Genomic DNA, 24,394 nt, shown 5'->3' on the forward strand with positions numbered 1-24,394 from the left:
TTGTCCACAGGCCCGGCCGCCCGGCGTCCGGGCGGCCGGATCCCGTCAGGCCGGCTGCTGCGCCTGCTCCGCCGGGACTTCCCGCAGCCAGGGCGTCTTGGCGTCCACGAGGGTGCTCTTCTCGACGTCCCAACTGCCGAAGCGCGGGTTGAGGTCGACGTGGAGTTCGGCGGAGGCCTCGGACAGCGCCTTCCAGAAGGCCGGCTGGCCGGCGTCGGTGTGCAGGTGGTCCGCGAGCTTCTGCGCCTCCAACTGGAGGCGGAGGTTGTCGTCGAGGCGCCGCGGCGGCACCCCGTACCGCTGAAGCCAGGTGTCCTCGAGCGCCTTGGCACCGCCCGCCTGCTGTTCGAGACCGGCGCGCAGCTGCTGGATCTCACTGCGGTCGACGCTGAGGCCGGCGTTCCGGGCGGCGCGGTCCAGCACCCGGTCGAGCACCATCTGGTGCAGGGTGTCCCGGGTGAGGGTGGCGGTCGCGGCGACGGCCTGCTGGTACTGCGTCTCGTCGGCCACCGAGGCCCGCTGCGCCTCGCGCACCTCACTCACCCGGCTCTGCAACTGCCCGACGGTGATCCGCTGACCGCCGACCACGGCCGCCGCGCCCGGACGCGCGTCGCTTCCACAGGCGGTGAGCAGGGGTGCCGCCGCGAGGAGTGCGGCGGACAGGACGAGCGCGGTGCGACGGCGGCGGTGCAAGGAAACCTCCCGGGGTGGAGATTGTGCGGCGGTGCACAAAGTCTTGCGATGATCGATGGTAGGCAGCGGCCGGGCTCTGGCCAACCCATTCGACCAACGATTCACCACGACTTCGGGCACCGTCACTCCACGTCCGCCCTGGCGGACGTCACCCGGTGATCGCCACCGGGGCGTCCCAGGCGTCGCGGTCGACGGTGAGGGTGTAGCCGCCGCGGGTCTCCTTGCTGTTCACCATGTACTGGTGGGCGCGGCTGTGGTCGGTGAACTGGGTCTTGCCGAACGGCCAGTCCGTGGTGGTGGTCTCCTTGCCGTCCCACAGGGCGTACCAGAGGTTGCCCGGCAGGTCGGTCCTGTCCGTCGCGGTCGCGACGGCCTTGGCGCTGGAGCTGGTGAAGCCGTAGAAGCCGGCCCGGTACGTCTTGGCGCGCAGCTCCTTGCCGAAGGCGCGGACGTAGGCCAGCACGGCGTTGTTGCACGCCTTGTCGGTGATGTCGTACGGCTCCATGTCGAGGTAGACCGGGCTGCCGGCCTTCATGCCGAGCGCGGAGGCCTTGGCCACCGCGTCCTTCGCGTCGGCGGTGCCGAGGGAGGAGGCGGTGGCGGCGGTGAGCTTCTCCGGGTTGGCGCTCTTCTGGCAGGGCGGCTGGGCGCCGACGTACAACGGGACGAGCTTCCAGCCCTGGGAGCTGACCGACTTCACCCAGGAGGCGGTGAGGTTGGCTTGGGCGCAGCCGCGGTTCTTGCCGCCGATGTAGACGGCGGCGGCGCCGTAGTACTTGTCGGTGCGCCAGGCCTTCATGGCGTTCAGCGACGGCGCCGTGCACGTGTCGAAGGCGCGGCCGGTGAAGGTCTTCTGCGCGGGCCAGGCGGTGGTGGCCGCCATGGACGTCTGGGCCGCGATCCCGGCGCCGGCGACGACGACGGCCCCGGCCGCCGCCCATGTGAGATATCTGCGCTTCTTCGACTGCCGGTGCTCGGCCATCCCCACCCCTTTTGTCGTGTACGTGCTGATGCGCACTGTGGGGGCACGCTAGCCGACGAAACCTCTCTGATCACAAAAGCTTTCGCCTCGCAGGCCACAAGAATCACTCAAGCCGCAGCAAAAACACGCGCGTGGTAGCCGCTCTCCACGGCGGCAGCCGCGGCATGCCACCGCGCCCCGGGGCGAACCCGCGGTCAGCCGTGCACCTGTCCCAGCCACTGCAGGGTCCGCCGGACCTCGCCCGGAAGCGGGTGTCCGGGGCCGTGGCGGCGCTCCGCGTCGTGCAGCAGACGCAGCAGGGTGTCGTGGGCGGCGGCCCGGTCGCCGAGGGCCAGGAGCAGATGCCCGATGCGGCGGCGGAGCTCGAAGGGCAGGTCGGGGTCGGCGGCCGTGTACGGGTTCTCCGCGAACCGGTTCTCGAAGTACGGCAGCAGGGCCCGGTACTCGGTGAGCGCCGCGGCCGGTTCGCCGAGCTGTTCGAGGCACTGCGCGGCGTCGTAGCGGAACCGGAGGGACTGCGGGTCGGCGGGGCCGGCCTCGGCGGCCCGTTCGTCGGCCAGGCGCCGCAGTTCGGGCAGGGCCAGCCGGTACTGGCCGTCGTCCATCAGCGTGGCCGCATACTGCTTGCGCAGCGTGCGGACGACCGGGGAGTGCTCGCCGTGCTGGGCGGCGGCAGCCGGGAGGATCGCGCCGAGCACGTCCACCGCCTGGGTGACACGGCCCTCCCCGAGCAGCCGCTTGACCTCGTCCACGGCCCCCGCGACATCGGGTCTCCCGACCGCCGTGGCCGGCTGCGGCCGGGGGGCCGGGACACGGGCCCGGTCCGGCCACGGGGCGTGCGGACGGAGGAAGGGGCGGGTGGGGTCGAGGGGGGCGCCCGTGGGCATACCGCGCCCCGGGAGGAGCGGGAGCAGCTGCTCGTAGGTCTCCTGGGCCGAGGCCGGACGGTGCTGCGGGTCCTTGGCGAGCAGGCGCAGCACGAGCGTTTCGAGCGCCTCGGGCACCTCGGGGCGCAGTTGGCGCACCGGGACGGGTGGCTCGTAGAGGTGGCGGTGCAGCACGCCGAGGGCGGTGGTTCCGGTGAAGGGCACCTGCCCGCTGAGGAGTTCGTGCAGCAGCACGCCGAGGGCGTAGAGGTCGGTGTACGGGCCGACCGCGCCGCCCATCGCCTGCTCGGGCGCCATATAGGCGGGCGAGCCGATGGGGGAGCCGGTGTGGGTGAGGCGGGTCGTGTCCGTGTCCATCACCGAGGCCACACCGAGGTCGAGGACGGTGACCGTGCCGTCCTGTTTGACCATCACGTTCCGGGGCTTGAGGTCCCGGTGCACGATCGGCACGGCGTGCACGGCCGACAGCACGGCGCACAGCTGCGCGGCGACGGCCACCGACCACTGCCAGGGATAGGGGTCGTGCTCGGCGAGATGGTCGGCGAGGTCGGCTCCGTCGACGTACTGCATCACGAGGAACAGCTCCTCGCCCTCGCTGCCCGCGTCGTGCACCGTGACCAGCCCGGGGTGGTCGACCCGCGCGGTCACCCTGCACTCCCGCACGAAGCGGCGGCGCAGTTCGTCGGCCTCCTGGCCGGCCACCTTGTCCGGGCGCAGCAGCTTGACCGCCACCCGCCGGTCCAGGCGCTGGTCGTACCCCGTCCAGACCTGGCCCATGCCGCCCTGGCCGATGATCGTGGACAGTTCGTAGCGTCCGGCGACGACGCGTCCGGTCGCCATGGTCACCGGCCGTCCTCGTGCTTGCGGAGGTAGTCGCTGAGCTCGTCGAGTTCGGCCCGGACCTGGTCGATGCGCGCGGGGGCGGGATGCTGCGGCTGCGGGGGCGGCGGGACCGGCGTGTACGGGGCCGGCGGCACCGGCGTGGACTGGGTGACGGCGTACGGCTGCGCGGGCGGGTAGCCGTAGCCCGGCTGTGGCGGCGCGGGGGTCGGACCGCCCGGCGGTGCATAGGTCGTGGCCTGCGACGGCATCGGACCGACGGGCGGCGCGGTGCGGTGATGGGCTATGTCGACGACCAGAAAGTAGACGGTGCTGTACGCGGCGAGGAGAAGGAGCAGGCACAGCGCGACGTCGCTCCGGTGATCGTCCTCCGGGAGCTCTCCGACGACGGCGAAACAGACGATGGACAGCGGCAGGCTGACCGAGGCCAACACCCAGTCCCTCGCCTTTCCGCGCAGCATGGCCACCCGGAACAGCGGAAGGCAGGCGAGCAGTCCGCAGCTGAGGATGCCGGTGGCGGCGAACAGTACGCGCAGGAAGATGACCGTGCCCGAAGTGCGGGTGGGCGGCTGCGCGCCGTGGCCGTGCATGGCTGCTCCTGGACCGTGGTAAGGACGGACGAAGGTCGAAGTCCGAGCGTATAGCCCTCCTCGGACACATGGTCACGGGTTGTGCGGAACCGTTGTGTCCCCGGCCGAACGGTGCGGACGGGCGCTGTCGCGGGTGCGGTGCGCGGCGGCGCCCGGGCGCTCAGTCCGGTGTGACCGTGCCGTCCGTCAGTCCGGTGTGACCGTGCCGTCCGTCAGTCCGTCGTACAGGCCGCGGACGAGCTGTTCCCCGAGACGGCCGGCGAGGCGCAGCGCCTCCTCGAACGAGGCGAGCGCCCAAAAGCGTTCGCCGTAGCGGCGTTGCCGGTCCAGGGGGAGCCGGGGCAGCTGGAGGCGACGCACGTCGAGCCGGGTCGCGGTGGAGGCGTAGCTGCTGGCCTGGCGGTTGTTGGCGGTGCCGCGCAGGAAACCGGCGAGGAACCAGGGGTCGAGCGCGGCCGGGTCGGGACGCAGCAGGGTGAGGTTGCGTCCCAGGGCCGCTCCGGCGGTCGCCCGGTCGATCACCCGTGCGACGGCGCCGCCGCCGAGGACGGGCACGACGACGTCGCCCTCCTCGACGAGAACCGGTTCCTCGCCGACCGCGGGCAGCGTCCCGGACGGCGGGGAGCCGGCCAGGACGTCATGGTCGGTGAGCACCCGCGCGGACGGGCCGTTTCCTCCGGTACGCAGCACCAGGGCGCCCCCGCGCGCGAGTTCGCCGACGGTGGTGAGCGACCAGCGGGCCGGCTCGGCGGTGCCGAGGGGTGCGCCGCCGGACGAGGGCGCGGGGAAGGGCGGGGAGAGTTCGGCGGTGCGGCGGAGGGTCTCGCCGAGGCGGGCGCTGAGGGCCGTGAGCTCCTCGGCGCCGCCGCCCACCGCGGGCGGCGGGAGATGACGAGCGGGGGCCAGGTCGACATCGTCGTCGAGCAGTTCGATGACGGGTACGGAGCGGCTCACGCCCGGCACCTCCGGGGCACTGCCGCCGCGCGCGAACGGGCGCCAGGCGTCGAGGACCGCGGTGCGCACGGACTCCCAGTCCGAGTCGCCGCGGGCCTCGGCGACGGCCGCGCCGCCGTCCGCGACCAGCAGCTCCGGGTGCGCGGGCGCCCGTTCGGGGCGGCGCAGCACCCACAGGTGCAGGGGGATGTTGTACGGGGGTGCCGCGCCGGCCGGCAGGGCGATCACGGCCCGCAGGGCGCCGCGGCGCAGCAGATCGGCCCGGATGCGGCGGCCGGAGCGCCGGGAGGCGGCGGCGGGCGGCATCAGCAGGACGGCCGTGCCGCCGTCCCTGAGGCGGGCCAGCGCATGCTGCACCCAGGCGAGTTCGGATTCCGTACGGGCCGGGAAGCCGTACTCCCAGCGGGGGTCGTAGGCGAGTTCGTCATGGCCCCAGTTGCGTTCGTTGAACGGTGGGTGGCACAGCACCACATCGGCCCTGAGGGTGTCGAACGCGTCCGCCCGGAGGCTGTCCCCGGCGGCGGTGCGCACGGCCGCCCCGGTGTGCAGGGCGAGGCGCAGCGCGGTGAGGGCGGCCAGTCCGGGGTCGCTGTCCTGGCCGTGGAGCCGCTGGTCGGGTACGGGGGCGACGGCGCGCAGCAGGGCGCCGGTGCCGCAGGCCGGGTCGAGGACGGTGCGGGCGGGTCCCGCGAGGTCGGCCATCAGGGCCGCCGGGCCGCCCGGGGTGAGCGTGTACTGGCGGGGGTTGGCGTCGAGGTGCCGGCCGAGGAGGAACTCGTACGCCGCCGGGGCGCCCAGTTCGGCGGCGAGTTCGGCGACGCCGCGCAGCAGCGGGGCCGAGGCCCGGAGCCGTTCGGCGTCCGGGACGGGCACGACGGGCGCGCCGAAACGGACCATGAGCACCTGTTCGAGGGCGGTGGGCAGCAGTTCGGCGAGGTCCGCGTCGGACCCGTCGCTCGCCTCCTTCCAGGACCCGGGCCGGTCATGGACGAGTACCAGGACACAGCCCGCCTGGACGAGTGCCGTCAAGGGCCCCTCCGGATGGCCGGCCAACTGCTGCCACACCCGCTCCCGCAGCGGCACCTCGGCGAGCTTGCCCTGGCGGCGCAGCCAGTCCTCCACCTCGGTGAGTGCGAAGGAGGGACTGGTCTCGGTGCCGCCGACCGGCCGGGGGAAGTCGGGGTGGCGGCGGCGCCAGTTGCTGACGGCGGCCCGGCCGACCCCCGCGAGCCGGGCGATACCGGCGGCGGTCACCTCTGTCCCGTTGTCCTCCACCCACCGGCTCCCCTCTGCCCCGTGCAGCCCTTGGCGGTGCGGCGTCGTCCCGGTTCCCCGCGCACGCTCCGCACCTTCCGTGTGGCATCGAGCATACCGATGCACGCAATAGCTCCCCCTTCACGCGCGTGCACATGACCTGAAGCGTGAACTGTGTTGACTCGGTTCACAAGCTCTGGTCTTATTAACCCATCGAACGAGCGATCCGCCGGGACACCGGCGCATCGCGGGGGGAGGGGCCTGTCATGGGCATGAAGGGCAAGATCGCGCTGGGCGTGGTGGTCGGGGTCGTCGTGATCGGGGCGGTGTCCACCGCGGGGGGCGGCGACGACACGACCGACAAGGCCGACAAGGGCTCCGCGTCCTCCGGACAGCACTCCGGATCGGGGTCCGGCGGCAAGGGCGGGGCCGGCACGAAGGACAAGGAAGACAAGGCCCCGGCATTCGACGGCGACGGAAGCTATCTGGTCGGCAAGGACATCCAGCCCGGCACCTACAAGACGACCGGCAACTCCGACAGCTGCTACTGGGAGCGCGCCAAGGACGCCTCGGGCGAGTTCGACTCGATCCTCGCCAACGACAATGTCACCGGCACGAGTTATGTGACCGTCAAGGCCAGCGACAAGCTCTTCAAGACGAATGGCTGCAAGGGCTGGCAGACCGTCGGGGGGAAGCCGTCCGGCACGCCCGCCACCCAGAAGATCGGCGGCGACGCGGGGATGCTCCGGGTCGGCGCCGACATCGCCCCCGGCACCTACACGTCCGCCGGCAACAAGGACGACGGGTGCTACTGGGAACGTACCAAGGACGCCCTGCACTCCCTGGAGTCCATCGCGGCCAACGACAACGTCACCGGGACCGCCGTCGTCACGGTCGCCGCCGGTGACGCCTACTTCAAGACCACGGGCTGCAAGGACTGGACGAAGTCCTCCTGACGCCCGCCGGGTCCCAGGCCGGGGCGGCTCACCGCGCCGCCCCGCCCCGGCACCCTCTCATCGCATCACGTGTCACATCACCCCCAAGGAACCCCCATGCGTCGCACCGCATTTGCCGCCCTCTGCCTCGCCGCCGCGGCCGCGGCCGGACTCACCGGCTGTGCCGACAACAAGCCCAAGGGACCGTTCGCCGGGCTCACCGGAAGCGAGATCTCCGAACGCGCCATGAAGGCCACCACCGGCGCCCCGTCGCTGCGGATGACGGGGGACGTCCGCGACGACGACACCGGCGGCACGATCCGGATCGACATGGCCCTGAACAAGAAGGGCGAGTGCGCCGGCACCATGAGCATGGGCGGAACGGGCAAGGCCGAGCTGATCAAGACCGGCGACACCCTCTACATGAAGTACGACGAGGAGTTCCTGCGCGCACAGAGCGAGGGCGACTCCAAGGAGGAGACCGACGCGGTGGTGTCCTTCATGGCCGGGAAGTGGACCAAGACGGCCGCCAAGGGCAAGGACGCCGAGGACATCGCGGGGTTCTGCGATCTCGACACGGTGCTGGCCGGGACCGACGAGGGCAGCACGGACGCCAAGCGCGGCGCGACGGCCAAGGTCGGCGGCGTTCCGGCGATCGTCCTGCACGAGAAGGACGGCAAGGACAACTACACGGCGTATGTCGCCACCGAGGGCAAGCCCTACCTCCTGAAGGTCACCAGCGACTCCAAGAAGGACCCCGTCGCCATCACCTTCACCGACTTCGGCAAGCCGGTGCCCGCCGACGCGCCCCGGGGCAAGGTCATCGACCTGGACAAGCTGGGCGACTGATGCCGGGCGGGTGGCACCGCGTGATCCGGGCCGTCGGAGGGGGCGGTCCGGCGCACGTGGTGCCACCTGCTCCGTTCGTACGCTCAGCGGGCGTGGAAGCGCTCCGGAGCCTTCGTCGGGTTGCCGCCGGTGGGGAGCTTCTGGGTGGGGCAGGTCGACAGGACCTTCTTCATCGCGGCCTTCTCCGCGGCGGTGACCCACAGCTCGTACTTCTTCTTCACCGCGACCTGCGCGGCGACGTACGTGCACCGGTAGGCCTTGTTGGGCGGCAGCCACGTCGCCGTGTCGCCGTCGCCCTTGGAGCGGTTGGCGCTCGCGTCCACGGCGAGCAGGTTGAGCGGGTCGTTGGCCAGCGCTATGCGCTTGCTCGCGTCCCAGTACGCGGCGCCCTTCTGCCAGGCGTCCGAGAGGGCGACGACATGGTCTATGTCGACCTTGCTGCGCCCCCGCTGGAAGGTGATGTCCGTGCCGGTGTACGGGTCCGGCTGCAGGACGCCGGAGGACACCTTGCAGTCGCCGTCGGTGAACCGCGGCTGCTTCAGGTCCCGTTTGAGGATGTCGTCCCGGGTGGGGCAGCCGTTGCCGTCAGTGTCCGCCCAGGCGGAGCCGAACTTCTCCCGGACGTAACCGGTCTTCGGCGACCGCCCCTTGACGGGCAGTGACTCGGCGGCGGCGAGTGCCTCGCCGCCGGTCTTCGCCGGCTCGGGTCCGCCCGCGCCGTCCAACTGCTCCGTGCATCCGGTCACGAACAGTGCCACCACGGCAGCCGCAACCGCCCCGCCCCGCAGACGCGTCACGCTGCGCCCCTCCCCTGAACTGCCTGGTCCCGCCCCCGGTTCGGGCGTGTTCACCTGGTGCCCACCGTAGCGGTGCATATGCCCAGGCCACACGGGGGGTACAGGGTCACGGGGCGCGAACGCCCGGACCGCGGACCCGGAAACACGCGGACCACGGCCCCGGAAACGCGCGGGCTACGCCCCTGGGAACACGCGGGCCGCGACCCTGGCAGCGCGCGGGCTACGAACCCAGGATGGACGTCAGGAACTCCCCCACCCAACCCAGCAGTTCACGGCCGACCAGCGGCTTGCCGCCGATCTTCGCGGTCTTGGGGCGGGGCACGAGGACCTGGTGGACGGCCGGCTTGATCACCGAGCCGGGGTAGAGGCGCTTGACGCGCAGCTCCTGCGACTCGCGCAACTCCACCGGGGCGAAGCGGATGTTGTTGCCCTGGAGGACGATCTCGCCGACGCCGCAGGCCCGGGCGAGCATGCGCAGCCCGGCCACCAGCAGCAGGTTCTCCACCGGCTCGGGCAACTTGCCGTAACGGTCGGTGAGTTCCTCGCGGACGGCCTTGATGTCCTCCTCGGAGTTCGCGGAGGCGATGGACCGGTAGGCCTGGAGACGCAGCCGCTCGCCGGGCGCGTAGTCGTGCGGGACGTGCGCGTCGACCGGCAGCTCGATCTTGACCTCGAGCGGCGGCTCCTCCTCGATCTCCCCCGTCTCCAACTGCCTCCGGTAGTCCGCGACCGCCTCGCCCACCATCCGCACGTACAGGTCGAAGCCGACGCCGGCGATGTGCCCGGACTGCTCGCCGCCCAGCAGGTTTCCGGCGCCGCGGATCTCCAGGTCCTTCATCGCCACGTACATGCCCGCGCCCATCTCGGTGTGCTGCGCGATGGTCGCCAGGCGCTCGTGGGCCGTCTCCGTCAGCGGCTTCTCCGGCGGGTACAGGAAGTAGGCGTAGCCGCGCTCGCGGCCGCGGCCGACGCGACCGCGCAACTGGTGCAGCTGGGACAGGCCGAAGTTGTCGCCGCGCTCCACGATCAGGGTGTTCGCGTTGGAGATGTCGATGCCGGACTCGACGATCGTCGTGGAGACCAGCACGTCGAACTTCTTCTCCCAGAAGTCGACGACGACCTGCTCCAGGGCCGCCTCCGACATCTGGCCGTGGGCGGTGGCGATCCGCGCCTCGGGGACGATCTCCCGCAGCCGGGCCGCGGCGCGGTCGATGGACTCCACCCGGTTGTGGATGTAGAAGACCTGGCCCTCGCGCAGCAGTTCGCGGCGGATCGCCGCGCCGATCTGCTTCTCCTCGTACGGCCCGACGAACGTCAGCACCGGGTGGCGCTCCTCGGGCGGCGTGGTGATCGTCGACATCTCCCTGATGCCGGTCACTGCCATCTCCAGCGTGCGCGGGATCGGGGTCGCCGACATCGTCAGGACGTCGACGTTCGCGCGCAGCTTCTTCAGCTGCTCCTTGTGCTCGACGCCGAAGCGCTGCTCCTCGTCGACGATGACCAGGCCGAGGTCCTTGAACTTCGTCTCCGAGGAGAACAGGCGGTGGGTGCCGATGACGATGTCCACCGCGCCGCCCCCGAGGCCCTCCAGGACCGCCTTCGCCTCGGTGTCGGTCTGGAAGCGGGAGAGCGCCCTGACGTTCACCGGGAACTGCGCGTACCGCTCGGAGAACGTGCCGAAGTGCTGCTGCACCAGCAGCGTCGTCGGGACCAGGACCGCGACCTGCTTGCCGTCCTGGACGGCCTTGAAGGCGGCGCGGACCGCGATCTCCGTCTTGCCGTAGCCGACGTCGCCGCAGATCAGGCGGTCCATCGGGACCGACTTCTCCATGTCCTCCTTGACCTCGGCGATCGTGGTCAGCTGGTCCGGGGTCTCCGCGTACGGGAAGGCGTCCTCCAGCTCGCGCTGCCACGGCGTGTCCGTGCCGAAGGCGTGCCCGGGGGCCGCCATGCGGGCGCTGTAGAGCTTGATCAGGTCGGCGGCGATCTCCTTGACCGCCTTCTTCGCCCGCGCCTTGGTCTTCGTCCAGTCGGCACCGCCGAGCCGGTGCAGCGTGGGCGCCTCACCGCCGACGTACTTGGTGATCTGCTCCAGCTGGTCGGTGGGGATGTACAGCCGGTCGCCGGGCTGGCCGCGCTTGGCCGGGGCGTACTCCACCACCAGGTACTCGCGGGTCGCGCCCTGCACCGTGCGCTGGACCATCTCGATGTAGCGGCCCACGCCGTGCTGCTCGTGGACGATGTAGTCGCCCGTCTCCAGGGTCAGCGGGTCGATGGTCTTGCGCCGCCGCACCGGCATCCGGGCGCCGTCCCGGCCGGCCGTCTTCTGGCCGGTCAGATCGGTCTCGGTGACCACGGCCAGCTTCAGCGCGGCGTCGACGAAGCCGTGGTCGATGCCGCCGCAGGCCACGTGCACGACCGACGGGGACAGCTGCCCGAGGTCCACGTCGAGGCGGGCCGCGACGCCTTCCCCGCCCAGCACCTCGACGGTGCGCGAGGCCGGGCCGTGGCCCTCGGTGACGTACACCGCGCGCCAGCCGTCCGCGAGCCAGCCCTTGGTGTCGGCGAGCGCCTTCGCGATGTCCCCGCGGTACGTCTCGGGCGCGTGCATGCCCAGCTTGAGCGTGTCCCCGTCCCCGTCGTACGCCGTCTCGTCCGCGGCGAACGGCGACACCGACCACCACATCATGTCCAGCTCGCGCGCCCGGTCCCGGACGTCCGCGATGGACCACAGGGAGGCCGCGCCGAGGTCGATGGGCGCCTCTCCCCCGCCGGCCGAGGCCGCCCAGGACGCCTGGAGGAACTCCTGGGAGGTCGCCACCAGGTCCGCCGCGCGCGTGCGCACCCGCTCCGGGTCGCACACCACGGTCATGGCGCCCTTGGGCAGCACGTCGAGCAGCAGCTCCATGTCGTCGACCAGAACCGGCGCCAGGGACTCCATGCCCTCCACCGCGATGCCCTCGGCGATCCTGCCCAGCAGCTCGCCGAGCTCGGGGTGCCGCTCGGCGAGGGCCCGCGCCCGCGCGCGGACGTCCTCGGTGAGCAGCAGCTCGCGGCAGGGCGGGGCCCACAGGCCGTGCTCGGCGACCTCCAGGGAGCGCTGGTCGGCGACCTTGAAGTACCGGATCTCCTCGACGTCGTCGCCCCAGAACTCGACACGCAGGGGGTGTTCCTCGGTGGGCGGGAAGACGTCGAGGATGCCGCCGCGCACGGCGAACTCGCCGCGCTTCTCCACCAGCTCCACGCGGGAGTACGCGGCGGCGGCGAGATCGTCCACCACGTCGTTCAGGTCCGCGGTCTGCCCTGTCCGCAGGGACACCGGCACCAGGTCGCCCAGGCCCTTGACCTGCGGCTGGAGCACCGAGCGCACCGGTGCGACGACGACGGAGACCGGGCCGGTCTCCGCGTCGTCGGGGCTGGGGTGGGCCAGGCGGCGCAGCACGGCCAGGCGGCGGCCCACGGTGTCGCTGCGCGGGCTGAGCCGCTCGTGCGGCAGCGTCTCCCAGGAGGGGTACTCCACGACGCCGTCGGCGGGCAGCAGCGAGCGCAGGGCCGCGACCAGGTCCTCGGCCTCGCGGCCGGTCGCCGTCACCGCGAGTACGGGACGGGCGGCCTCACGGGCCAGGGCGGCGACGGCGAAGGGGCGGGCGGCGGGCGGACCGACGAGGTCGACGTGCATGCGGTTGCCGTCCGCCGCCGCGGTGATCGCTTCCGCGAGGGCGGGGTCCTTGACGACGGCGTCGAGCAGACCGTGCAGGCTCATGGGGGGCTTTCCGTCCGAATCCGTCCGAGGGTGGGCAACGCGAAGGACCCGACTCGTGCGGCGGGCCGGGGATTCCTTCAGCGTACGCCGCCGGGCGGACGGCTCGCGGGTGCTGTGGACAACCCTGGTCGCGGCCCCGCCGGCCCTTCCGGCACACGCCAGGTGCCGGGAAGTCCCCCTGACTTCCCGGCACCGGGTTCCCCGTGACCCCCGTCCACGGAGGCATCGCGCCGCGCTCGCTACTCCGTCGCGATCGCGTTCAGTACGTTCATCCGGCCCGCCCGGAAGGCCGGGATCAGGGCGGCGAACAGGCCCACGAAGGCCGAGCCGACGAAGACGCCGATGATGGTCGGCCAGGGAATGTCCAGGACCTTCAGGCCCTCCAGGGCGAGCAGCTTCTGGGCGGTCGCGCCCCAGCCCATCCCCAGGCCCAGGCCCAGCAGCGCGCCGAACAGGGCGATCACCACGGACTCCAGGCGGATCATGCGGCGCAGCTGGCGGCGGGAGAGGCCGATCGCCCGCATCAGGCCGATCTCCCTCGTCCGCTCGACCACTGACAGCGCCAGGGTGTTCACCACGCCCAGGACGGCGACGATGATCGCCAGGGCGAGCAGGGCGTAGACCATGTCGAGCAGCTGGCCGATCTGGTTCTGCAGCTCCTCCTTGTAGTCGGTCTGGTCGCGCACGGTGTACTGCGGGTAGTCGTGCAGCGCGGACTTGAGCGCCTGGTACGCGGCGGTCTCCTGACCGTCCTTGGCGGTGGCGAAGAGCAGCAGGTCGAGCGGCATCCGGTCGGCGGGCACGTACTTCGCGGCGGTGGCGATCGAGACGTACATCGCGCCGTTGTCGATCAGGCCGTCGTCGCTGGTGATCGCGCGGACCGTGAGCTCGGCCGTCGTGCCGCCCTTGAACCCGACCTCGATCGTGGAGCCCGGCTTGACGCCGTGCTTCTTGGCGAAGCCCTCGGGGACGGACATCGAGTCGGCCCGGTAGGCGTCGGCGAGCGTGCCCTCGACCGTCTTGGTGCGCAGGTCCTGGGCGTAGGTCGGGTCGGCCGCGTTGATCATCTCCTTCTTGGCGGTGCGGCCGTCCGGTGTGGTCAGGGAGACGTCCACGAGCTTGTACTCGGTGACCCGCTCCAGGCCCGGGGCGTCCTTCACGGCCTTCACCGCCTGCGGGGTGATGACCTCGCCGTTGTCGCTCTGGATGATGAAGTCCGTGCCGACGGTCTTGTCGAGCTGGTCGGTGGCGGAGGCGACCATCGAGGAGCCGACCACCGACAGGCAGGCCACCAGGGCCAGTCCGATCATCAGCGCGGCGCCGGTGGCGCCGGTGCGGCGCGGGTTGCGCAGCGCGTTGCGCTCGGCCATCCGCCCGATCGGGCCGAAGATCCGCAGCAGGACCGCGCTGAGGACGCGCACCAGGCCGCCCACGAGCAGCGGGCCGACGACGACGAGGCCGATCAGGGTGAGCACCACGCCGAGCCCCAGCCACCCCGAGCCCTCGGTGGCCTTGCCGGCGGTGGCCGCGGCGTACAGGCTCGCGGCGCCGGCGCCGGTGAGGACCAGGCCGACGACGGCCCGTACGGTTCCGGCCCTGCCGTCGGCCGGGGTCCCCGCGTCGCGCAGGGCGGCCATCGGGGAGACCTTGCCGGCCCGCCGGGCGGGCAGGTAGGCGGCGAGGACGGTGACGACCACGCCGAGGACCAGGCCGATGACCGGGGTGGTCCAGGCGACCGTGAGGTCGTCCGTGGACAGGTGCATGCCCATCTGGCCCATGAGCTTCATCAGGCCGACCGCGATGCCGACGCCCGCCCCGACGCCGAGCACGGAGCCGACGACGCCCAGCAGCAGCGCCTCGACCAGCACGGACCGGTTGACCTGGCGGCGGGAGGAGCCGATGGCGCGCATCAGGCCGATCTCCCGGGTGCGCTGGGCGACCAGCATCGAGAAGGTGTTGATGATCAGGAAGATGCCGACCAGGAAGGCGATTCCGGCGAAGCCGAGCATCCCGTACTTCATCACGTTCAGGAAGCTCTCGATGTCCTTCTGGTTGGCGTCGGCGACCTCCTTGGCGGTCTGCACCTTGTAGCCGGCGCCGATCGTGGCGGACACGTTCTTCTTCAGCTGCTCGTCGGTGACGCCCTTGGCGGCCGTCACGTTGACGCTCGTGTAGACGCCGGTCCGGCCGACCAGGGTCCGCTGGGCGGTCTTCGTGTCCAGGTAGAAGATCGCCGCGCCGGGGTTGGTGACGGTGTAGGTGGCGATGCCGGACACGTGCGCGCGGTGGGTGCCGACCGCGGTGATGACACCGATCTCGTCGCCCAGCTTCAGGTGGTGCTTGTCGGCGGTGTCGGCGTCGACCATGATCTGGTCCGGGCCCTTGGGCGCCGCGCCGGAGGTGATCTTCATGGTGCGGGCGTCGTTGTCGGTCCAGTTGCCGACGATGGTCGGCGCGCCGCTGCTGGGCGACAGCTTGTCCTTGTCGGCGTCGACGACGGTCACCGAGGTGGAGAACACCGCCCCCTCCGCCGCCCGCACGCCCTGGGTTCCGCGCACCTCGGCGAGCAGGGAGCCCGGCATGACCGGCGGCCTGCCGGTGCGGGAGGTGGTCTCACCGGTGTCGGACGATCCCTTGGCGCTGACCGTCACGTCCGACGCCGTCGCCTGGAACAGCTTGTCGAACGTCGTGTTCATGGTGTCGGTGAACACGAGCGTGCCGCACACGAAGGCCACCGACAGCAGCACGGCGACCGCCGACAGCGCCATCCGTCCCTTGTGCGCGAAGAAGTTGCGCAGGGAGGTCTTCAGGACGGTCATGACGTACGCCCCCGGGCGTCGAAGTCCTTCATCCGGTCCAGGACCTGATCGGCCGTCGGCTGGTTCATCTCGTCGACGATCCGGCCGTCGGCGAGGTACAGCACGCGGTCGGCGTAGGAGGCGGCCACCGGGTCGTGCGTGACCATCACGATCGTCTGGCCCAGTTCGTCCACGGACCGGCGCAGGAAGCCCAGCACCTCGGCGCCCGCGCGGGAGTCCAGGTTGCCGGTCGGCTCGTCACCGAAGATGATCTCGGGCCGGGCGGCCAGGGCCCGGGCCACGGCGACGCGCTGCTGCTGGCCCCCGGAGAGCTGGTTGGGCCGGTGCCCGAGCCGTCCCGCGAGACCGACGGTCTCCACCACCTGCTCCAGCCACTTCCGGTCCGGCTTGCGGCCGGCGATGTCCATGGGCAGGGTGATGTTCTCGAGCGCGTTCAGCGTGGGCAGCAGGTTGAACGCCTGGAAGATGAAGCCGATCCGGTCCCGGCGCAGCTGCGTGAGCTTCTTGTCCTTCAACCCGGTGATCTCGGTCTCGTCCAGGAAGATCTGCCCGCTCGTCACGGTGTCGAGACCGGCGAGGCAGTGCATCAGCGTGGACTTGCCGGAGCCCGAGGGGCCCATGATCGCGGTGAACCGGCCGCGGGCGATGTCCACGTCGACGTGGTCGAGGGCGACGACGCGGGTCTCCCCGGCCCCGTACGCCTTCACGACCTGCCGCGCCCGCGCGGCGACGGCCGTAGTCCCTCCAGTACCCCCGTGCCTGGGAATGGTCACAGCCGTTGTCACGTCAAGTCTCCTATGTCGGTCCGGTGGTGAAGCGTCCGGTGGTGCGTCACGTGCGAAGTGGGTGTGTACGTCGTGCGCCTCGGTACGCCGATGAGTCTGCTCGACGGGGGGTGTCCGGCGCGCTGGTGCTCAGCGCAGTCTTCTCCGGGGGAAAACCCCACCCCCGCCACTCCGGCGTACCGGCTCCCCGCGGCGTAAAGCCAGATTAAGGACCGCCCCCGCCCCCGCTCGTCCTCCGTCGGTACGAACCCTCCCCGACCCCGGGTACGGAGCTTCCCCTAGGGGGCCTCCCCCCACGGGTGGACCCCTTCTCAGGGTCGCCTCCTCCTCCCGGCCCCCTCGGCCTCCGCCCTCCCGCCGCGGGACGCTCAAGTGGGAAGCTGTCCGAGGCAGATGGATGCAGGGGGAAAGGATCCGCGTGGGCAGCACCGAACCCGCGACACGGCAGGCCGCTCGACCCGGCGCGACCGACCGGCGGGGCGCGGTCGTCGCCGCGCTCATGCTGGCCATGGCGCTCGCCGCGCTCGACTCGACGATCGTGTCGACGGCGGTACCGCAGATCGTCGGGGACCTGGGCGGCTTCTCCGTGTTCTCCTGGCTGTTCTCGGGCTACCTGCTGGCCGTGACGGTGACTCTGCCCGTCTACGGCAAGCTGTCCGACACCTTCGGCCGCAAACCGGTGCTCGTGGCGGGCGCGGTCGTCTTCCTCGTCGGCTCCCTGCTGTGCGCCGGCGCCTGGAACATGGGCGCGCTGATCGCCTTCCGGGTCGTCCAGGGCCTGGGCGGCGGCGCGTTGCAGGGCACCGTCCAGACTCTCGCCGCCGACCTGTACCCGCTGGAGCAGCGCCCGAAGATCCAGGCGAAGCTGTCCACGGTGTGGGCGGTGTCGGCGATCGCCGGACCGGCCCTGGGTGGCGTCCTGGCCGCCTACGCCGACTGGCGCTGGATCTTCCTGGTCAACCTTCCGATCGGCTCCGTGGCCCTGTGGCTGATCGTCCGCCACCTGCGCGAGCCCGAGCGGGAGCCACGATCCCGGCCGCGCGTCGACTGGGCGGGCGCGCTGGCGGTGTTCGCGTGCGCGGGTGTCCTGCTCACCGCGGTGGTGCAGGGCGGGGTGGCGTGGCCGTGGCTGTCGGCGCCGTCGCTCGCCCTGTTCGGTACGGGTCTCGCGCTGGCCGCCCTGGTGGTGGTGATCGAACGGCGGGCGGCCGATCCGATCCTCCCGGGCTGGGTGTGGCGCCGCCGGACGATCGCCGCGGTGAACCTCGCCCTGGGCGCCCTGGGGTTGCTGATGGTCGCCCCCACGGTCTTCCTGCCGACGTACGCCCAGTCGGTGCTCGGCCTGGCGCCGGTGGCCGCCGGTTTCGTCCTGTCGGTCTGGACCCTGAGCTGGCCGGTGTCGGCCGCGCTCAGTCAGCACGTCTACCGGCGGATCGGGTTCCGCAACACCGCCATGCTCGGCATCGGCGCGGCGGCCCTGATCCTGTTCGCCTTCCCCTTCCTGCCCTACCCGGGCGCGGCCTGGCAGCCCACCGCGCTGATGCTGGTGCTGGGCGCGGCCCTCGGCCTGTTCCAGCTCCCCCTCATCGTGGGCGTCCAGTCGACGGTGGGGTGGTCGGAGCGGGGCACGGCCACCGCCTCCGTCCTCTTCTGCCGCCAGACCGGCCAGACGCTCGGCGCGTCCGTCTTCGGCGCGGTCGCCAACGGGGTGCTGGCCGCGCGCCTCGGCGGCGCGAGCGACCTGGACTCGGTGACCCGGGCGCTGGGTTCGGGCACCGCGCCCGAGGCCACCCGGCGGGCCATCGCGGACGCGGTCCACACGGTGTACGTGGGAGCGGGGTGCGCGGCGGCGCTGGCGTTCACGGTGCTGCTGCTCCTGGCGCCGCGCCGCTTCCCGGTACTCAAGGAGTGAGCCGGCCGGCCGCGGGGCACTGTTCGGCCCACGCGCCTTCCTTCAGGACCGTGATGCTGTCCTGCACGGTGTCCATCTGGGCCCGTACGCCGTCCCACACCTCGCCGTGCTCGCGCAGGACCAGCTCGGTCTCGTGGGCGATCCGGTCGGCCCGCCGCCGCGCCTCGGCCAGCATCCGCGCCGCCCGCGCCGCCGCCTCCTCGGGTTCCCGCCGCGCCGCCTCCCGCGCGTCGGCGAGGGCCCGCTCCGCCTCGGACAGCGTCGTCCGGGCGGCCGCCATCCGTTCGGGGTGCTCCGCCTCCAGCACGGCCTCGCGCTCGGCCGCCTCCCGCTCCGCCTCGACCAGTGCGTCGGCGTGTTCACGGGACTGCTCGGTGAGCATCCCGGACGTGCGCTGCCGCATCTCCCGCAGCGCCGCCAGCGCCTCGCCGCGGGACTCCTTCACCTCGCGCCGCACCGCGATCCGGATGTCGTCGGCCTCCGCCCGGGCCACGAGGAGCCGCTGCCGGGCCCGTTCGTCCGCCTCGGCGCGCACGGCGTCGGCGCGCGCCCGCGCGTCCCGAAGCACACCGTCCGCGTACGTCCGCGCCGTCTCCAGCAGTTCGTCCGCCTCCTGCCGCGCCCGTTCCCGGACCGCCCGCGCCTCCTCGAGCCCCAGCCCGTACAGCCGCCGGGCGCCCTCGCCCAGCGACTCGTAGGTCTGCTCGCCGAGCCCGGTGACCCTCTCCCGCAGGACCGCGAGTTCCGCCTCCATGTTCCTGGCCAGGACGGTCAGTCGCGCGGCTCGCTCCCAGGCGACGTCCCGGTCGTCGGAGAGGGCGTCCGCGAAGGCGTTCACCTGATCGGGGCGGTAGCCACGCCCCCGTACGACCACGAAACCGTGAAGCGACATCGGTGCGCTGCCCATCCTGGACCCCTCTCCGCGTCGGTGATTTCGCGCACATCTTGAGGGATTGGGCGGAAATGTTCATAACGCGACACTCCGGGCGCAGCCGTTGGCCGGCCTCGAACGCAAAAGGCCGGACCCGGTCACACGACCGGGTCCGGCCCTCCGCGCCGAACACCCACTAGCTCACGCGCTCACAGCAGGCCGTCCCACATCTGCTCGAGGAGCACCGACCACCAGCTCTCGGGCGAACCGAGCGCCGCCGGGTCGAGTTCGGCCAACTGGGCCTGGAAGTCGACGGTCCAGCGGCCCGCCTGCTCCTGGTTCAGGCCGAACCGCAGCCGCCACATCCGGCCGAGCAGCGCCAGGCAGCGGGCGAACTCCGGCAGGCCGGTGTTCACGAACTGCGGCGCCACGGGCGCACCGCCCGGCCCCGCCTCCACGGGGACCGCCACGATGTTCGCCGTGCCGTACTGCACGCAGATCGCCTTGCCGAAGTCGCTGCCCATGACGAGGTAGGAACCCGCGTCCGACGCCGGCTGCACCCCGCGCTCGGCCGCCAGTTCCGCCAGCGTCGGCACCGGGCGCCCCGGCTGGGCCTGCGCCCAGAAGAACGGGCCCATGTCGATGGGCAGCCCCGCCACCACCAGCGTGTGCGCCACGACGGGCGGCACGCCCTGCCGGGAGACCGCCGCCTGCTCGAACCGGAACACGCCCGGCCCGAACGCCGCCGCGAGCTCCTGCGCGATCCCCTCCGGGGGGATCGGCGGCACCGGCTGCACCGGCGGCAGCGGCGCACGGACCGGACCCGGACGGGCCGGCCCGTCCGCCACCTGGTGCAACTCACCCTGATGTGCGAGCAGTTGCTGCATGCCCTGCTGGCGGCTCGCATGGTCGGTACCGTACGGGGCGATGGATGCGATGCGGGCCTGCGGCCACTGCTCGCGGATCATCCGCGCGCAGTACGCGCCCGGCAGTTGGCAGGACTCCAGCTCCGTGTGCAGCTCCAGGACCCGGTCCGGCGGCACGTTCATGGCCCGCAGCTCGTGGAAGATCTGCCACTCCGGGTGCGGCGTGCCGGGCGCGGAGCGCCGGATCAGCTGCTGCTCGGAGCCGTCGTGCGCGCGGTAGCGCAACACGGCCTGGTAACCGGGCCCGACGGTCGGCTGCCCCTGCTGGGGGTAGCCGTAGGCCGGCGGCTGCTGCCCCGGAACGGCCTGACCCGGAACGGGCGGTTGTCCCGGCGGCGGCACCGCGCCCGGCGGCATGGGCACCGCGCCCGGCGGCATGGGCGGCGGGGTGCCCGGAGGCACGCCGGGCACCCCGGGGGCACCCGGGACGCCGGGAGCTCCCGGTGGCGGCGGAGGCATGTGGGGGCCGCCCGAGACAGGTGCGGCCAGCATCGTCTCCGCACGATGCACGGCTCCCGGAGCGCCGGGGGCGGCGGGCATGCCCGGGGCACCCGGCGGCGTACCGGGGGCGCCCGGGACGCCAGGAGTACCCGGAGTCCCAGGGGGCGTCGGCGGCTGCGGCGCGCCGGAGGCACCCGGGGCGCCGGGCGGAGCCGGCGGGTGCGGGATGCCCCCACTGCTCTGGCCGGGGTCGGCGAGCATCGTGGCGGCGTGGTGGACGCCGCCCGGGGGCGTGCCGCCGGGTGCGCCCGGACCGGTGAGGCCCTCGGGCCCGTCGGGGCCGAGCGACGACACGAGCTGGGTCGGCACGTAGCCGCCGGCGGTGCCCGACGGGGGCGGCGTGGACGGATCGCCCGGCCGCGCACCCGGCGTGCCCGGAGCGCCCGGCGGCGGAGGCGTGGTCGCACCGCCCCCACGGCGCGGCGGAGGCGCCGCCTTGCTGGTCGCGGCGTCGGCGATGTCACCGGCATTGGGCGCGAGCGCCCGCGCCTGCCCGGCACCGCCGTCCGTCACCTGCGCACCCGGCGGCGGGGTGCCCGGGACACCCGGCCCCTGCGGCGGAGTGCCCGGAGCACCGGGGGCACCCGGCACCGGCAGCGGAGTACCCGGAGCGGCCGGGGTACCCGGCGCGCCCGGCCCCGCGCCCGGCGGCGGAGGCGGAGTACCCGGTCCGCCCGGCCCCTGCGGATACCCGTAGCCCGCATCACTTGCCGGCCCCGACGGCGGCGGCGTGCTCCCCTGCGGGGCGCCCGGGGTGGGGGAAGTGCCCGGTGGGACCGGTCCGTTGGGGTCGCCGAGCGACGGGGCGACCGTGGTGCGCGGGAGCGCGCTGCCGCCCGTCATCAGCGCCGTCTTGGCATCCGACGGGGCAAAGGGCGGCGGGGTGTCGTCGTCGGAGCCGCTCAGCGGCGGCGCGAACACGGTCGCCGGCAGCGGCACGGAACGGTCGTCCCCGGTGTCGGCGTTGGTGTCCGTACCCGCCCACGGGGTCGCCCCGGCCGGCGTGCCCGGTGCGCCCGGAGCGCCCGTGCCCGCGTCCGCGGAGGCGCCCACCGGCACCCCGGCCTGCGTCTGAGGGAGCTGACCGCTCCCGGACGCCGCGCCGCCCCCCGTGCCCGTGTCGCCGCGCCGGTCCGGAATGCCCATCCGGTCCGCCGCCTCCTGAAGCCACTCCGGCGGGCTCAGCAGGAACGACGTCTGGTTCAGGTCCACCCGCGCCGGGGGCGCCGGCGCCACGTCGGCGACCGGCTCGACCCGGCCGTACTCCTCCTCGTACCGGCGGACCACCTCGCCCACCGGCAGCGCGGGCCACAGCGTGGCCTCCCCGCTGTCCCGGGCGATCACGAGCCGCTGCGCGCCACCGTCCAGGCGCGGGCCGCCCTCGCGGTCCTCGGCCCACACCACGAAGCCCAGCTCGAACTCCCGTACCCGCACCTCGCGGTGCTGGTACGCGGGCACGTCACCGTTGATCCACTCTTCGGCGCGCTCCTGCGCCTGCGCGAACGTCACCATCGCTCGACTCACTCCCCCACCGACGGGACGGCCACGGCACGGGCGAAACCGCCGTCCACCATCAGGTTCGCCACCGTCTCCAACTCCGGCGGCGAACCCGCCAGCCGGGACAGGAACGCGTCGAAGTCCTCACCGCACGGCAGCAGCAGCCGCTGCACCCGCTCCGCCTGCGGCCAGGACGGATCCACGTCCCGCGCGTCGTCGTACGCGCAGAACCACACCGAACCGGTCCGCTCGCCCTTCGCCTTCACGGCGAGCAGTCCGCCCTGGACGAAACCGACGGCCAGGTAGTCCTTGGTCAGATGGTCGCGCAGGCACTTGTTGACGTACACCAGGTCGTTGACCGCGGCCTCCTCGCGGACCGTGAAGAACGGCTGGTCGACCAGCAGTCCCAACTCCGCGTCCAGGGCGGTCCCGACGGGCGCGCAGCCGCCCGCCGCCTTCAGGAACGAGCGGTAGGCGCCCGGCAGCCGGTACCCGAGGTCCTCCTCGACCCCCTGCACCTGCTGCTCCGACACCGCGGCACCCGACTTCGGCAGCCGGAAGTGCGCCGGCCGCGTCTCCTGCAACGGGCGGGTGCCCCGCTTGTTCTGGTCGACGTTCGCGGTCGCGATCCCGCCGTGGTGGCGCAGCAGCGCCTTCACCTCCACCGGGACCAGTTCCAGACGCCGGGAGCCGGCCACGTGGTGCCACGTCCAGCCGTGCGGGGTCGCCACGTGGGGGACCGTGTCCCACAGCTCGTGCCCCGACACCGCCATCGCCGCGTTCGCGGACACGTAGTCCGTCAGCCGCAGTTCGTCGACCCCGAACCCCTGCGGAGGCTCCGCGATCTCCACCGCGGCCCGCGCGTACGGCGAGAAGTCGGGGAAACCGCGGTCGTCGACCCGCACCCCTCTCGGGTGACGTGCGGCCCGGACCGGATCCGGAAAGTGCACGACCTGCCCGGCATAGGCCGCGTTCGGCGGCGCGGCCTGTCCCCCAGCCTGGCGGCCGGGTGGTACCCCAAGCCCGAGCCGACCTGTCGTCATGGCTGTTGCCCCCTGCGGCACTCTGTACGGCCCACGGCGACCGGCTCGCTGGTCCGCCCCGCCGAAGCCCGTATCCCTACTTCTCTCCAACGCGTCCACCGCGCGGATCGCGGCGTGCCGACAGCCTATGCGGTACGACGTCACCGGTCACCGGGCCGCCACCCACCGACCTGGCCCCGCCGTGACCAGCCGTCACCCTCCAGTGACGCACTGCCCCGGACGGGGTGTCTCACACCGCCCCAGCTTCCGCAGCGGCCCCGCGGTTTGGCACTCTGTGAGTTTCCGGGGGATGCACGGGAGGGAAAAACGATCATGAACGCGACGCAGGCGGGACCGCACACGAGCGCCTCCGGCGACCCCAGAGTCGGCTGGAGCAGCGCCGAGACTCCGCACGCCCCCACGCTCCGCCACCGCCGCGACGGCATCCTGCCGACCGTCGCCGCCGCCCTCTCCGTGCGCGGCGCCACCCTCACCGGCACCGCCGCCCGCGGTGAGGAGCCGCCCGCCCTGCACCCTCTCGTCCAGGACTTCCTCGACGCCCTCACCAGTGCCCAGCGCGACCGCTTCACCGGCCGCTGCGCCGAGACCGTCCTGATCTCCCGGCACATCACCGCCGTCGACGCCGCCCGCAGCAAACGTGCCGCCCGCAAACCCATGAGCAACGGCGAGGCCCGCAAGAGCCTGAAACACGCCAAGCTCACCACCCGGCGCATCCGCGAGGACGGCGACCCCCTGCACGGCAGCTTCGCCGGCCCCTGCCGGGCCTGCGCCGCGCTCAGCGCCCACTTCGGCGTCCGCGTCGTCGACCCGACCGCCCCGAAGGGCTGACCCGCCCGATCGCGCCCCCGACCGCGGCCGCCGCGAACCCGGCCGCGCCACCCGCCGCGGCACCACCCGCCGCGGCACGATCCACGAACGAAGGGCAGATGCACACCGACCACGCCTCCTTCCCTCCTGAGCAGGGGGGAACCCCGGCACGCTTCCCCGAACCCGTCGACGCCGCACTGCGCGCCGCCGGCTGGCGACCGGGGCGCTGGGACATAAAGCAGGCCGAGGTGTGGGCCGACGCCCTGCGCGAGCACCTCTCGCCCGCCGGTCACCACCACTTCGTGTTCCCCGCCGCCGTTGAGGCCTGGGCGGAGTTCGGCGGCCTGCGCGTCACGCCCACCGGCGCCGGCCGCCGGATCGCCCCCGCCGTCCTCGACCTGGACCCGCTGCACGGCCTCCACCTGGCCCGCACCCTCGGCGACCTCGGCCGCGCCCTGGACACCGAGGTCTGCCCTCTGGGCGCCGAGACCGACAGCGGGTCCCTGCTCGCCATCGACAGCGAGGGCCGGGTCTACGCCCTCGACCACACCGGCGACTGGTACCTCGGCCCCGGCATCGACCAGGCCCTGTCGGCCCTCGTCTCCGGCACGGAACCCGTACGGCTCACCACGGGCTGAGCACCGCAGGGCTCACCAGGGGGCCGCACACCGGTACCAACGGCGCACCCC

Annotated in this window: 17 protein-coding genes; 5 read left to right on the forward strand and 12 right to left on the reverse strand. The window is 72.9% G+C overall.

Features of this window, described 5'->3' with window-relative positions; all coding sequences use genetic code 11:
• Window positions 1-45: 45 nt before the first annotated feature.
• The 5 genes from ACIHCX_RS22790 to ACIHCX_RS22810 form a co-directional block, all read right to left on the reverse strand.
• Window positions 46-693: a SurA N-terminal domain-containing protein gene (locus ACIHCX_RS22790; RefSeq protein WP_400032226.1), complete on the reverse strand. Its 648-nt coding sequence runs from the start codon at window positions 691-693 to the stop codon at window positions 46-48.
• Between the two features lie 148 nt (window positions 694-841).
• A complete protein-coding gene (locus ACIHCX_RS22795) occupies window positions 842-1,675 on the reverse strand; it encodes a glycoside hydrolase domain-containing protein (protein ID WP_400032228.1) in 834 nt (277 codons plus the stop codon).
• 194 nt (window positions 1,676-1,869) lie between these two features.
• Window positions 1,870-3,408, reverse strand: a complete 1,539-nt coding sequence (locus ACIHCX_RS22800) for a protein kinase (protein WP_400032230.1) — start codon at window positions 3,406-3,408, stop codon at window positions 1,870-1,872.
• Window positions 3,405-3,992 carry a hypothetical protein gene (locus tag ACIHCX_RS22805; RefSeq protein ID WP_400032232.1) on the reverse strand — a complete coding sequence of 196 codons (588 nt, stop codon included), beginning with the start codon at window positions 3,990-3,992 and terminating at the stop codon, window positions 3,405-3,407. The genes ACIHCX_RS22800 and ACIHCX_RS22805 overlap by 4 nt, the downstream gene beginning before the upstream one ends.
• A gap of 186 nt (window positions 3,993-4,178) precedes the next feature.
• The gene (locus ACIHCX_RS22810; protein ID WP_400032235.1) at window positions 4,179-6,221 is read right to left on the reverse strand and encodes an N-6 DNA methylase; all 2,043 of its coding nucleotides are present in this window, start codon (window positions 6,219-6,221) and stop codon (window positions 4,179-4,181) included.
• Window positions 6,222-6,466: 245 nt separating this feature from the next.
• On the opposite strand from ACIHCX_RS22810, the gene ACIHCX_RS22815 reads away from it, so the two are divergent.
• Together ACIHCX_RS22815 and ACIHCX_RS22820 are read left to right on the forward strand one after the other, a co-directional pair.
• On the forward strand, window positions 6,467-7,156 hold the full coding sequence (locus ACIHCX_RS22815) for a hypothetical protein (protein ID WP_400032237.1): 690 nt from the start codon (window positions 6,467-6,469) through the stop codon (window positions 7,154-7,156).
• A 96-nt stretch (window positions 7,157-7,252) separates the two neighbouring features.
• Window positions 7,253-7,984 (forward strand): hypothetical protein, encoded by a 732-nt coding sequence (locus tag ACIHCX_RS22820; protein ID WP_400032239.1) that lies wholly within the window; start codon window positions 7,253-7,255, stop codon window positions 7,982-7,984.
• A gap of 83 nt (window positions 7,985-8,067) precedes the next feature.
• On the opposite strand, the gene ACIHCX_RS22825 is transcribed toward ACIHCX_RS22820, so the two are convergent.
• The 4 genes from ACIHCX_RS22825 to ACIHCX_RS22840 form a co-directional block, all read right to left on the reverse strand.
• Entirely contained in the window at window positions 8,068-8,781 is a 714-nt protein-coding gene (locus tag ACIHCX_RS22825) for an HNH endonuclease family protein (protein WP_400032241.1), read from the reverse strand.
• A gap of 220 nt (window positions 8,782-9,001) precedes the next feature.
• The gene (mfd, locus tag ACIHCX_RS22830; RefSeq protein WP_400032243.1) at window positions 9,002-12,544 is read right to left on the reverse strand and encodes a transcription-repair coupling factor; all 3,543 of its coding nucleotides are present in this window, start codon (window positions 12,542-12,544) and stop codon (window positions 9,002-9,004) included.
• A gap of 239 nt (window positions 12,545-12,783) precedes the next feature.
• Window positions 12,784-15,363: an ABC transporter permease gene (locus ACIHCX_RS22835; protein WP_400032246.1), complete on the reverse strand. Its 2,580-nt coding sequence runs from the start codon at window positions 15,361-15,363 to the stop codon at window positions 12,784-12,786.
• Complete coding sequence (locus tag ACIHCX_RS22840; protein ID WP_400032248.1) at window positions 15,360-16,148, reverse strand: ABC transporter ATP-binding protein; 789 nt, start codon at window positions 16,146-16,148, stop codon at window positions 15,360-15,362. The genes ACIHCX_RS22835 and ACIHCX_RS22840 overlap by 4 nt, the downstream gene beginning before the upstream one ends.
• 418 nt (window positions 16,149-16,566) lie before the next feature.
• On the opposite strand from ACIHCX_RS22840, the gene ACIHCX_RS22845 reads away from it, so the two are divergent.
• Entirely contained in the window at window positions 16,567-18,060 is a 1,494-nt protein-coding gene (locus tag ACIHCX_RS22845) for an MFS transporter (protein ID WP_400032250.1), read from the forward strand.
• Here the strand turns inward: ACIHCX_RS22845 and ACIHCX_RS22850 are convergent.
• The 3 genes from ACIHCX_RS22850 to ACIHCX_RS22860 form a co-directional block, all read right to left on the reverse strand.
• Window positions 18,050-18,967: a cellulose-binding protein gene (locus ACIHCX_RS22850; protein WP_400032252.1), complete on the reverse strand. Its 918-nt coding sequence runs from the start codon at window positions 18,965-18,967 to the stop codon at window positions 18,050-18,052. The genes ACIHCX_RS22845 and ACIHCX_RS22850 overlap by 11 nt on opposite strands.
• A 173-nt stretch (window positions 18,968-19,140) precedes the next feature.
• On the reverse strand, window positions 19,141-21,870 hold the full coding sequence (locus tag ACIHCX_RS22855) for an SUKH-4 family immunity protein (protein ID WP_400032254.1): 2,730 nt from the start codon (window positions 21,868-21,870) through the stop codon (window positions 19,141-19,143).
• Between the two features lie 8 nt (window positions 21,871-21,878).
• Entirely contained in the window at window positions 21,879-22,898 is a 1,020-nt protein-coding gene (locus ACIHCX_RS22860; RefSeq protein ID WP_400032256.1) for an SMI1/KNR4 family protein, read from the reverse strand.
• A 312-nt stretch (window positions 22,899-23,210) separates the two neighbouring features.
• Here ACIHCX_RS22860 and ACIHCX_RS22865 point away from each other — a divergent pair, with 312 nt between their 5' ends.
• Complete coding sequence (locus tag ACIHCX_RS22865) at window positions 23,211-23,726, forward strand: YwqJ-related putative deaminase (protein WP_400032258.1); 516 nt, start codon at window positions 23,211-23,213, stop codon at window positions 23,724-23,726.
• Window positions 23,727-23,824: 98 nt separating this feature from the next.
• Entirely contained in the window at window positions 23,825-24,343 is a 519-nt protein-coding gene (locus ACIHCX_RS22870) for an SUKH-3 domain-containing protein (protein ID WP_400032260.1), read from the forward strand.
• Window positions 24,344-24,394: the final 51 nt, after the last annotated feature.

The sequence above is a fragment of the Streptomyces sp. NPDC052043 genome (assembly GCF_044548235.1).
In the GTDB taxonomy this organism is placed as follows: domain Bacteria; phylum Actinomycetota; class Actinomycetes; order Streptomycetales; family Streptomycetaceae; genus Streptomyces.